This window comes from Sporosarcina aquimarina (genome assembly GCF_019748715.1).
In the GTDB taxonomy this organism is placed as follows: domain Bacteria; phylum Bacillota; class Bacilli; order Bacillales_A; family Planococcaceae; genus Sporosarcina; species Sporosarcina newyorkensis.
In genome coordinates, this window is record NZ_JACLBZ010000010.1 from 15,101 (window position 1) to 27,713 (window position 12,613).

The window sequence follows — 12,613 nt, forward strand, 5'->3', positions numbered from 1 at the left end:
CAATGGGTATTGATACGACCGAAAAAGGGTTTGAAGCCAACATTGAAAGCAGCTTAACCATGTCAGGTTTTATCCCAAGAACATTAACAGGACCTGTATCAGATGCGTTCAAAGAAACAGCGATTGATGTCGATATCTTGTTCCAATTTCTCGAAGCAACGCAGCCTAAAGCCCTTGAGAGGCTAGAAAAGGTCTATAAGGAGCAGTACAAGGCGAAAATTGTTGAGAGGCTGACGAGAGAGTTAGACAGGCGGGGTGTCATTGATTGTTTACGTCATGACATTAAGGATTATGGTGTAACTTTGAAATTGGCATACAACAAACCACCAAGCACCATGAATCAGATGCTTCAAGACTTGTATAGTAAAAATATCTTCACAGTGAGCAGGCAAGTGTATTACAGTAAAAAGAACAACAATAGCCTAGATATGGTGCTATTTTTAAATGGTTTGCCGATTGTCGTTATGGAATTGAAAAATCAGCTAACAAGCCAAAACGTTGAGCACTCGAAAAAGCAATTTATGAATGATCGCGATCCCCGTGAACTCCTTTTTCAATTTAAAAAGCGTGCAGTTGTCTTTTTCGCAGTTGACACGGACGAAGTGTACATGACGACGCAATTGAATAAAGAAAAGACGTTCTTTCTACCTTTTAATAAAGGCAACGATGGTGGTCGTGGCAATCCAATTGCATACAACGACTATCGGACATCTTATCTTTGGAAAGATGTGTTGCAGAAAGACAGCTTGCTCGATATTCTTTTCCGTTTTGTATTCATTAAAAAAGAAGATTTACAAGACAGCACAGGTGAAATTGTCGATAAGCGTGAAACGGTCATTTTCCCCCGTTATCACCAATTGGACGTTGTGCGTAAAATTGAAGCGGATGTTGCTGAAAAAGGTGTGGGTATGAATTACCTCGCCATGCACTCCGCTGGCTCTGGAAAAACGAACAGTATCGCATGGCTGGCACATCGCTTGTCAAAGCTACATAACGAAGCCAACGAACCGCTGTACACTAGTATTATCGTCATTACAGACCGCCGTGTACTCGACAAACAGCTACAAGATGCCGTTTACCAATTAGAGCACAAAGCAGGGTTAGTAGAACGGATTGATACCGACTCAGAGCAACTAGCGAAAGCGATTTCTGGTGGAACACGTATCATCATTACGACACTTCAGAAGTTCCCGTTCATCATCGACAAAGTAGGAGCATTTGCGAGAGGAACGTATGGCATCATTATTGACGAAGCCCATAGCTCGCAAGGAGGAAAGGCTTCTACGTCATTGACGAACGTTTTATCCAATAAGACACTCGAAGAAGCACTTGAAGAAGATCGTGTCGCTGAAGAGGCAGTGGAAGATACGGAAGAAAAGATATTAGAGACGATTGCGAAAAGTGGCAAACAAGATAACATCTCCTACTTTGCTTTCACTGCAACGCCCAAGCAAAAGACAATTGAGCGATTTGGTACATCTGATGAGAGTGGAAAGCCACATCCGTTTCATCTCTATTCAATGAGGCAAGCCATTGAAGAAGGGTTCATTCTTGATGTACTCAATAACTATACAACGTACCAAACATTTTACAAAGTAGCAAAAAGTATAGAAGACGACCCCGAATTCGCCAAGAGTAAGGCGACGAAAGAGATTGCGAGGTTTGTTTCCCTACATCCACACAACATCTCTCAAAAAACGGAAATCATCATAGAACATTATAGACAAGTGACTAGACACAAGATAGGTGGTCGTGCCAAGGCAATGGTTGTCACTTCCAGCCGACTGCATGCCGTTCGCTATAAACAGGCCTTTGACCGCTATATCATGGCAAAAGGCTACACCGACTTGAATACACTCGTTGCGTTTTCGGGAATGGTTGAAGATGGGGGTCTATCGTTTACGGAGCCTGAGTTGAATCAGTTCGGTGAAAAGGAATTACCTGAAAAGTTCCATTCAGACGAGTACCAAGTGTTGATTGTAGCTGAAAAATACCAAACAGGATTCGACGAGCCATTGCTGCATACGATGTACGTAGACAAGCCACTCTCTGGTATAAAAGCCGTTCAAACCTTGTCTAGGCTGAACAGAACGACAAGAGGAAAGAACGACACGTTTGTTTTAGACTTTGTGAATGATGCAGAAGACATTCAAGCCGCATTTCAGAATTACTATGAGACGACGGGAATTGAAAGCGTAACAGATCCGAACCTTTTGTATGACTTGCAAAACGAGTTGGATGGCTGTCAGGTATATAACGGTGAAGAAATCAACCAAGTATGTGAGCTAGAATTCAGTGGCAAAAAGAAGTCCGACAAAGCACAAGAAAAGCTCAATGCAATTCTCGATCATGCAGTTGACCGCTTCAACAAAGAACTGACGGATGAAGTGAAAGAAGACTTTAAAGGTGCAGCGACCAAGTTCATCCGAACGTATTCTTTCGTGTTACAAATCGGTCCATTTGCCGACATTGATTTGCATAAGCTGTACGTCTACTTGAATTACTTGCTTAAGAAACTTCCGCGAACAGAAGGTTCTCGCATCTACTTAGCGGATGATGTTGCACTCGAATACTATCGCAATGAAAAAGTATTTGAAGGCAGCATCTCACTGGAAGTACAAGGTGGGGCAGAACTACCACCTGTTTCACATGGAAAAGGGAGCAAGCCTGAAGAAGAAACCGAGAAATTATCGTCCATCATCGACAGACTGAACGAACGATTCGGCACAGAATTCACAGAAACTGACCTTCTTAACAAAGAACAACTCGCACTAGACATGATCCATAATGAAGAGTTGGTACAAAAAGCACAAAACAACACCAAGGAGAATTTCAAGTTCTCGTATGAGAAGGTATTTATGGACTTCGTTATTTCAAGATACTCGAAGAATGAAGATTTCTTCATGAAAATACTGGAGAACCCGGATTTGAAAGAGTATATTATGACGGATATGTTTGAAGAGGTTTACGAGGGATTGAGACAGTGATTCATTTCCCTTGATATTGTCGAATTTTATAGGTCTTGAAAGAAATTGAAGAGAAATGGAGAGTAAATGGATTATGCTGGCTATGCCAAAGGAAGTGTTGCCTAATTTGATATCTCTAAAGGGTACGATAAGTGGAAAATCCTTATTTCCGGAGCCGTAAAGGGACGAATCAAGCGATTAGTCGGGTCCAGGCTTGGACAATAATTAGTGATGCAGCGAAAGAGTTAGGCCTTGAAAACATCGGAACGCATTCCCTTCGAAAGACGTTTGGTTATCATCAGATCAAACGAGGAACGAATATTACGCTCTTAATGAAGATGTTTAACCATAGTTCCGAAAGTGTTACGTTACGGTATAAAGGCATCCACACAGGACGATATGGATGCAGCTGTTCAGGCCCTGGATCTTTAACTACTAAAGGTTCTAAGAACTAATGTTATGTAACCTAGTGTGCATGGCGGATGCAATGTCGTTTGCAATCGAATCGCTGTTTTGAGGATGGAGATGAGAATATGTTTGAAATTATGGTGAAACTTAAAAAGGGTTGGATGGATTTATCTGGGGTATCAGATCTAGAGTTGTTTGAAGCATTATCTGACTGGTCGAGCGGAAAAAAAGAAATTATTAAAATCAAAAGTTTTTTGTTTAACTCTGAAGATATTGTGAGCATTACAGTCAGCAGATAACGTCACAGTCCGTAAAAAAAATGCAGTAATGCTAAGAATGTTATTAAATCACTTGGAGATTATGGCTACTTATTAGGGCAATGATGTTTGTTGTTGTAATAATTTGTTGAGTAATGAGGATATAAAGAAGCACGTACCCGATGTAAGGGTTGACGTGCACCCCAAAAGTTAGAGTTCAAAATCTAACTTTTGGGGGTCACTACAGGTATGTGCTTTTTTTCTGCGTTGAGACTAAAACACAGCCGTACCAAATTTTCTTAGATGGAGTTTCCGGTAGATGGTATTTGAGCCAAAGAAATGAAAGAAAAAGCAATCATCGGTTAGATGATTGCTTTTTTTTAGACTCGTTCTGTACTCAGAAAAGGCATGAAGTAGCTTTCCAATGTCCTTGAGGATGATATTAACGAATTCATCAATGTTTTCATCAGAAGTTGATTTGGGAAAATTGTTAATTCCGTAATCAATCAGCAATTTTCTTTCATTTACTTCAACGATTGGAGCACCAAATTCAATATCAAGAAGCCTCAATTTAATTTTCCTGAAATCTGATAGTGCTGTTTTTTTATCAGGTGAACAGATCTGAATGTATGATTCCATACTTCTATCCGTTCGTAAATTAAGTTGTATTTCTATTTCTCTTAGACCAACTGATAATCTTATGGAATTATCACCTTCTTTTATTTGGACACTCCTTATACTGCTGTATGCCCAAAGTTCTTCTCTCATTTTTGGAATAAGCTTGTTCATTAAAACATTACTATATGAATTATGTTCTTCAAAAGAGCCGATAAAACTATCTTCCATTGTTGATAGTTCTTTTCTTACTGTAAAAATAGGATTTACAAAGGTTGTTTGCATAATTTCTTCGTACGCTTCCATTTCACTCATACTATCTAATCGACTCAGTTCATCTAAGAACTTCTGGTCGAAATCAACAAATAGTATTTTTATACTTTTGTTGGAGCCGCTAATCAGGTCCTCTAATTCTTTGTAATACCGACTATTGACTTTAGAGGCAGCCCAAATTATAACACCTTCATTGAGAGTGTCAGCGATACTCTTGACTTGTCGGAAATGTTCGTCATCCATTGTATTGATTTGGGCTTCAAGGTATACCCCGACATTATGAATTTCATCAACTCCGTAAATATCAATTCGCCTGCTGCTTCCATTACCTAAGTTTAATTGCCTTTCGCAATTGATTGTACGAAAACCATTCGAATAGAACATTTTCAGAACTTCTGGTTTTGATGATAGGATCATGTTTAAGATTTCCTCCCGGTTGGAGTTTATTGTTTTTTTACGCTTTCTTATAGCGTCATCCTCTCCATTAACACTTTTGTCCTCAATAGGTTTATATTCTTTTGCGAGAATAGAAGAGACGTTTATTTCCAGACTCAGCACCATTTTGAGAAACGTTTCCAAATGAATATCGTTGCTCCCCTCTCCATACCTAGAGTTGATGAGTTTGGTAATAGTTCCTGTTGTGATGTTGAGTGGTGCTTTGAAGCTTCTTGTTACGAGACCTTTTTTCTTCATTTTGGAATCAATTTCTTCTCCTAACCTGATTAAGAATATGTTTATGTCAATAGGATCTGTTGGATTTTCATTTTGACATAGAACACTTAGGGCTTTGTTTTTGCTTTCTTCTCGATTAAAGTACGAAGGAAGTTTAATAACATTTTTGTGATGCAAAATTAGCAGATGCTTAAGCATGGGATTGGAAGAGTTTGTCCCATTCAACCAACGCCTAATATAGCCCTCACTCAAACCACATTGTTCGGCAAATTTCGGAACACTTAAATTTCTTACCTCATATGAAGTAATTACGTCTTTTGCAATCTTCGCTACCACTTCTTTCGAAAAAATATTAATCTTTTCCAAATTATATTCTGGGTTCATTAATTCCACTTCTCCTTTTGAATGCTGTATTTTTGGTACAGGGCATTCTAATTAGTGCAACGGTGAATTAATCGGAATTAAACGTTCTACCTTGTCAAACCCCCACGAATGACATCATTAGCGTTAAAATGTGAAACAAAAAAAGGAAGAAGGACAACACAAGTGTGTGTCGCCCTTCTTCCTTTTGGATTTATCATATTTAATAATAGGAAATACATTGATAGGGAGTTTGTAAATTGAATTTAATACTCAGTCAATTTATAAATCCTGTTAATTATCAGACGGATTACCTATGTATATGTTAGACTTAATGTGTAGAATTGGTAATATTCAAATATTTCATTGTGTAGAGATTTTTTGAATGACAAAGAAAATGAAAACGAAATTACAATTGGAAAGGGAGTTTATCCAACAACTTAAGCAAAATGGCTATGTACTTGTTGCTATTTCAGATAATGACGTACTGAAACGCAAACTTTCGTACCTAAATAAACAGGTTTAACGCAGATAAACAGAAGGGAAATTCTTTGTTTTATAAAGAATTTGAAAGACCGCTACGTAAAATTGAAGGCAAGGATCTATTTGAATGGTGAGGAAAATTGTTAATAAATTATTTCTGATAAAATCAAATAAAGAAGATACTAATTGTGGAGGAAAATTTTATATGCTCCAAAATAAGGAAGGTCAGTCACTTCACTTTGAAAAGAATAGGAGATAAGCTAATGACTTCGAATATATACATAAAAGAACTGAAAATTAAGGGGTATAAGCGGTTCGCGGAGTTTTCTATGAAGTTTAATGAGGAGATTAATGTCATTATTGGTGAAAATGAGTCAGGGAAAAGTACAATTCTAGAGGCTTTAGAAATTGTACTAAATCAAACTATATTTAATTATGGAAGTGGTATCTTTGAACAATATTTTACGATAGAAAATGTAAGGAAATTTCAAAAGAATCCAGTGTTTGAAAATTTACCGGAAATAGAGATAGAAGTATTTTTTAATGACAGTAATGATATCAAGATGGGTTATTTCAATGGATACCATTCATCATCTAAAGATGAAAGTAAAAATGGTATTAGATTCAGATATTCATTTGATGAAAGTTTCAAACAGCTATTTGAAGAGATGTCTTTTGAAGTGGATTCGGAAAATATTTTTATTCCAACGGACTATTATAATGCAAATTGGGAAACATTTGCAGGTCGTAAGTACAACCGTCGAAAAGTCCCTATTAAAAATTTGACAATAGATAATTCTGTACAAAAGAATAATCTATTCGACTCTTATACGAAAAGGGTTTACAACAATAAAGTTGAAACCGTAGAACGCAATGAGCTCTCCCACAACTTGAAAAGTAATTTAAACCAATTTTTAATTGAAAATGAGCATCTACTACGCATAGGGGATCATAGTTTAGGGTTTGACGAAAGAAAGTCTTATTTTGAACAGCTAATAGATTTGAAGAGTAATGGGGTTTCCCTACAGAATATGGGGAAAGGACGTGAAAATCTTATTAAGACTGAAATTGCATTAGATAGAGTATGTGAATTGATACTATTGGAAGAGCCAGAAAATCATTTGAGCTATCTCAATACGAGAAAGTTAATATCAGAAATACAGGAGAAAAAAGACGGTGTTCAGATTATATTAACGACCCATAGTCCTTTAATCGTTAGTAGGATGAATTTACAAAACACATTGTTGATTAATGAAAATCAATGTCATACTTTGAAGGATATCCCTGAAGAAACAGCAAACTTTTTTAAAAGAACAGATAATATGAATATATTAAACTTTATACTTTCTAAAAAAGTGATAATCGTTGAAGGACATAGTGAATATATATTATTGCCTACTTTAGTTAAAAACTCACTTAAAACTACTTTGGATAAAGAAGGAATAGAGGTGATATCTGGAGCAGGTCTAACATATATGCATTATATTGAAGTATCAAAAGTTGTGAAAAATAACTTACTTGTTATTACAGATAATGACAAAAAGCAAGACACAATAGAAAAGATTAAAAGCTTAAATCAAGAATTTTTAGAGTCAACTAACCTTATAAATTTAGTTTGTGATTCGGATATAAAAATGTTTACCTTTGAAGTATGTTTGTATAAAGGAAACAAAGAGACTTTGAAAACTATATCTAAGCATAAGCCGGGAACGACAGCTATCTATGAAAAAGAAACTTATGATCAACCACTTGCATATATGTTGAAAAATAAAACAGAGGCAGCAATGAGTATCACGGAAGATGAGGAATACAAGGATAAGATATTGCTCCCCCAATATATAAAGGAGGGTGTATTGTGGCTAACTCAAAGCTAATACTTGCCTCAGCAGGATCCGGGAAAACATATTATATCGCGAATCATTTAATTGAAAACAAAAGAAATATTGTTATCACTTATACTAACCAAAATGTTGGAAACTTAAAAAAGGAAATCAGGTGCCGTTTTGGTTATATTCCTGAGAAAACAGAAGTTCTAACCTTTACAAGTTTTGTATACAGGTGGTTAATAAAACCGTTTGAACCTATATTGGAAGTAGGTGGTCAGCCTCTTGGTGTGATATCCACTGGTATAGATATCATTACTAATCCAGAGCCACAGCGAAAGGACGGAAAACCTAACTGGAGGTATAAGAAACAAGATAATTCTAGGCATTACTTCACGAGTAGCGATAAGTATTATGCCGATCATCTCGTAAAATTATATTCCCTTCAATCAAAAGCAATTAAAAATAAAATTAAGTCTAGATTAGCAAATTTTTGGGATATGATTTATATTGATGAGCTGCAAGATTTTATAGGAAGTGACTTCAAGTTATTAGTTGAACTTGTTAAAGAGAAGTCTTTGAAATTACTTGCTGTAGGTGACTTTTATCAACATTCTGTATCGAAGACAGACTTTACGGCGACAAGCCCATTTCAAAGAAATAAGAAGGATATTACGAAAGAAGATTACGTTAGCTTATTTGGAAAAAGAATTGAAGTCGATGAGACTACATTGAAAAAGTCGAGAAGAGTTTCAAAGCAAGTCTGTGAATTTATTAATAAGAAGCTTGAAATTGATATTACTTCACGCAGCTCAGAAGTGGGAAGTATAGAAATGTTGACTGAATCTGATAGAATTCGGGATGTGATTCAATCCAATGATGTTGTTAAACTTGTATACAATAATAAAAAGAAATACGGTTGGGAGAATATTAATACTTGGTCATATTGTAAGGGGGATACTTATAAAAACACTTGTATTGTTTTAACAAGTGCATTTGAAAATATTACGGATTCAAGTTTTACCATAGAAGGTTACTCATCCACGCAAATTAATAAACTTTATGTTGCTTTAACACGTGCAACAAATAAAGTTTACTTTGTTAAGCCTAAAGATTTGGAAAAGGTGTGTTTTGAAAAGTCATAATGCAGAGTAATACAATGAGAAAAAACATAATGTTGTAATTGACCTGAAGCCCCAGTGAGGTCACGCCAAGAAGCCAGCAACAATATGGGCTGACTGTGAAAAAGCACATTCCATGTAGAATTGTAGTGCCCCAGAGATGTGAAATTGAATCAAGCATTTAAAGAAAGTATTACTAAAATAACAAATATCAAAAGTTGTTCTGAAACTCTTATAGAATTGGTAGGTAGTTAATATGTATATAGATACACGAGCTCAAGAAACGATGCAACAATCAATATGTAAATCTTTAGAAATAACTATTGAGGAACTGGATAATCTATTTTTTGAAGCAAAAAAAGCCTCGGTGAAAGAATATTCTATGGATATGGATAAGTTTAATATTATTATAAATGAATTTATTGATTCCAAAGTGTTAAATCAAACTATTGAACAAATATTGTTTTTTCATTTAGGTCGTAGGCTAAACATTGCTAATGATTGTGCTGAAGGAAAGAATTTATTTGAATTATTATCAAATGAAAGTGCAGTTAGTGTATTTTTGAAAAATCATGCGGTAACATTTCAAGTCAATACCACGCATCTAGAATTATTCTATAAGGGGAAATTAATATCTCTAGATGACGCAGCAAAAGAACATGTTCCTTATTTAAGATGGCGTATGGGACATAATTCTAATCGCGTAGATTATTGCTTTAATGGTTTTATGCTTAGGGATTTACTAGTCAGAAATGATTATGCACGTTCATTATTTTCCGCACCTGAGTTTATAGGTGTTTTATCAAATTTCCTGGGAAATCGAGATATAGTAACTGATTACGTTGAAAATAGTAAATATTACTGTTATGAATATCTTGTTCCAATTGATAAAGTGTTTTTTGATGATGCAGAGGAATTATCAAAGGAAGGAAAGCAACGGTATTTACTGAACAAAGTGTTATGCAGATTATTTGAATATACAACTAAAGATAAGAATATGTTTGACCATGATAATCCGGTTTTAAGGTTGGCCGATAATGAAAAAATGGCGGAACAGTATTTTATTAAAAAAGAAGAAATAACATGGGAGATGCTAAGATAGATATTTTAAAATGCATATGGATTTGTTCACGCTAACGTAAGGTTCAAATATTGTCTAAAGACATCAATTATATCGACTTGAGCCATATTGAGGTTGTTGATTGGAGTTGGCGTAATTTTTGGGTGTCTGTGTTGTAGACTAATGTAAAGGTTTAGTTATTAGTGTCTGTTTGAATTAAGTTTTGATCTGGATGTGGGTGAATACACGCACGTGTCATTATTTATCTACCGTCAGCACTCCTCACATGTGGGGTATGTAATTTGGTAGACGTTAAAAATGTAGCATTAGACTAAAGTCTTTTGCATAATTTGAGTTGTTAAATGTTAGGTTTATTAAAGTAATAAATTGCCCCCGCAAAATGTAATTTACTTGAACGTAGTCAAAAACGTAGTCAAATAATTGCAAGAATGAAAATAACCACCCGCAAACGCTGGCGTTAAAGCACTTTCAGGAGATCGTGGTTCGACTCCCGCCGTCTCCATATAGATGTATATGGATCTCCCCCCGTATGAATCGCTGGGGGATTTTTTGTGCGCGCGTTGCCAGGTCCCAAAGCAAATCCCCAAACATATGCTAATACATGAGAATAAATTGTGTGTATTACTTACAAGGGGAGAGGAGCTATTGGGTCATGGCCACGAAACCGCAGCAATTACAAAGGGGCGATACTGTAGGGATTGTAACGCTTGGAAGTCCGTTGGCGGCTAATCGCATTACGGAAGGGATTCGGATGTTACAAAGTATGGGATTTAAAGTGGTTGTGGGAGAACATGTTTATTCTGCTTATGGCTTTCTTGCGGCAACTCCCCGGCAAATGGCTTCGGATCTAATGAAGATGTTTACAAATCCGGAAGTGAAGTGGATTTTACCTGCCCGGGGTGGAGTCGGGGTGGAAAGTATTTTACCATTCCTTGATTTTACCGTCATTAAACAAAATCCTAAAATTGTTTCGGGGTACAGTGACATCACGATTTTATTAAATGTGTTGTTTGAATATGCTGACCTCATCGGTTTTCAAAGTTTGTTATTGTTAGACTTTAATCCACAAACCCCTTCGTATAATTTCAATCAATTCTTTACGGCGACATCGACTGTCACTGCGCCATGGCAAATTACCAACCCGCCTGGAGTTCCACTTATCGGAGTAGTTCCGGGAAATGTCACCGGGCCGATTGTAGGTGGAAATCTCACTTCATTCGTAGGTACCTTAGGCACATCCTATGAAATCAATACGGAAGGCAGAATCCTTCTTTTGGAAGAAACACATGAACCGATCAATACGGTGTATCGTTATTTGAACCACTTAGCGATGGCACGGAAGTTTGAAGATTGTGCGGGGATCATTATGGGACAATGTACGAACTGTGAACCAGCCTACGGGAAAAGCTATGCGGATGTGATCAATGAATTTCTGGTTCCACTTGGAAAACCTTTAATGACCAACTTGGCAACCGCACACGGCCGTTATAAAGCCACCGTACCTATTGGAGCCAGTGTAAAAATGGATACGGTGAATCGAACGTTGACGGTGATGGAGCCGGTGGTTAAGGTGTAGTCGAAAATGAGGCCAGTGGAGATGGGAATCGGCATGGTATACAATTAATTATCCGGTTTTACTGATGTATGCAAGGATTGGGAGTATACTAGTAAAGTAAGGATGTCTACTTCAATAAAATAGAATTCAGAAATTTGTAAATGGTCTATAAGGACGATAAGAATAGTAGGTGAAAAAATGGGGAAGTATCAATTGGATAGCAAAGGTCAGGCGGCTGTAGCAAAGTATCATGAAAAAAACAAGCCTGCCCAATTTGATAAAAAGCAGCAGGTTGAAAAAATACGTGCGGAGTATTTGAAAAAAAATCAGAAACAAACAGGTAAATAATATGACGCTGAGGCAGCAGTATCTTTTGACGCTGTTTCGGTTGCCACTGTTTCTATATGAGAGTATAGGTGTATTATAAGAGAATCAGGGATATTGTATGAGAGGAATCTCTTGTGCAATATTCCTTCTTTATGGTCGAATTATTTTGAATGATGAAATAAATAGATTGACGTACTCAAAGAAAATGTGATCAGCATCGGCCACAGTCTAAAGAAGCCTTCAAAGAACACAAGATTTGTTTCCCGCACCGGAACGTTTTTCATGGGAATTATAAAAGTAAACGAAAGCAGCCCGATACTTTTTCGGGCTGTTTCATTTCAGCCGTCAAAGCGTCCAAATTTCTAACCGATCAAAGAATGCAAAACAAACAAATCTCTACTTATTTATCAACAAATATGTACAATAAAAAAGGCTCATTATCGCCAAATTGCTAGAGTATTTATCGGTGTTAAATAGGTGGAAATAAGACCGTTTAGGCATACCAGACAATAAACCGCGAAAATACGATAGCAAAAGCTCTCGCATCACTTTTTATCTCCTGAAAATGAAGTATAATGTCGGATTTTATCGATATAGGACTTTGGATAGACTTTGTGGGGAAGTCTCCAACCTACCACCAGATTATGTTAATATAGAGATAAGAGTGAGGGA

At 36.5% G+C, this 12,613-nt stretch carries 9 protein-coding genes; 8 read left to right on the plus strand and 1 reads right to left on the minus strand.

The genetic code is table 11. From position 1 onward, the window contains the following. Positions 1-2 precede the first annotated feature (2 nt). From H7J92_RS05115 to H7J92_RS05125, 3 genes are all read left to right on the plus strand, one after another. A complete protein-coding gene (locus tag H7J92_RS05115) occupies positions 3-2,987 on the plus strand; it encodes a type I restriction endonuclease subunit R (protein ID WP_221835715.1) in 2,985 nt (994 codons plus the stop codon). A 131-nt stretch (positions 2,988-3,118) separates the two neighbouring features. Further along, on the plus strand, positions 3,119-3,421 hold the full coding sequence (locus H7J92_RS05120; protein WP_221835717.1) for a tyrosine-type recombinase/integrase: 303 nt from the start codon (positions 3,119-3,121) through the stop codon (positions 3,419-3,421). A gap of 78 nt (positions 3,422-3,499) precedes the next feature. Continuing rightward, positions 3,500-3,673, plus strand: coding sequence for a hypothetical protein (locus H7J92_RS05125; RefSeq protein WP_221835719.1), 174 nt, complete (start codon positions 3,500-3,502; stop codon positions 3,671-3,673). A gap of 231 nt (positions 3,674-3,904) precedes the next feature. Here the strand turns inward: H7J92_RS05125 and H7J92_RS05130 are convergent, their stop codons facing one another. After that, positions 3,905-5,575 carry a hypothetical protein gene (locus H7J92_RS05130; RefSeq protein ID WP_221835720.1) on the minus strand — a complete coding sequence of 557 codons (1,671 nt, stop codon included), beginning with the start codon at positions 5,573-5,575 and terminating at the stop codon, positions 3,905-3,907. Between the two features lie 722 nt (positions 5,576-6,297). Here H7J92_RS05130 and H7J92_RS05135 point away from each other — a divergent pair. The 5 genes from H7J92_RS05135 (at position 6,298) to H7J92_RS05155 (ending at position 11,962) form a co-directional block, all read left to right on the plus strand. Beyond that, a complete protein-coding gene (locus tag H7J92_RS05135) occupies positions 6,298-7,908 on the plus strand; it encodes an ATP-dependent nuclease (RefSeq protein WP_221835722.1) in 1,611 nt (536 codons plus the stop codon). Next, a complete protein-coding gene (locus H7J92_RS17935; RefSeq protein ID WP_221835724.1) occupies positions 7,890-9,002 on the plus strand; it encodes a UvrD-helicase domain-containing protein in 1,113 nt (370 codons plus the stop codon). The genes H7J92_RS05135 and H7J92_RS17935 overlap by 19 nt, the downstream gene beginning before the upstream one ends. Positions 9,003-9,234: 232 nt before the next feature. Further along, positions 9,235-10,080, plus strand: coding sequence for a hypothetical protein (locus H7J92_RS05145; RefSeq protein WP_221835726.1), 846 nt, complete (start codon positions 9,235-9,237; stop codon positions 10,078-10,080). Between the two features lie 631 nt (positions 10,081-10,711). Next, complete coding sequence (locus tag H7J92_RS05150) at positions 10,712-11,635, plus strand: S66 peptidase family protein (RefSeq protein ID WP_221835728.1); 924 nt, start codon at positions 10,712-10,714, stop codon at positions 11,633-11,635. A 177-nt stretch (positions 11,636-11,812) separates the two neighbouring features. Continuing rightward, positions 11,813-11,962: a hypothetical protein gene (locus H7J92_RS05155; protein ID WP_221835730.1), complete on the plus strand. Its 150-nt coding sequence runs from the start codon at positions 11,813-11,815 to the stop codon at positions 11,960-11,962. Positions 11,963-12,613 lie beyond the last annotated feature (651 nt).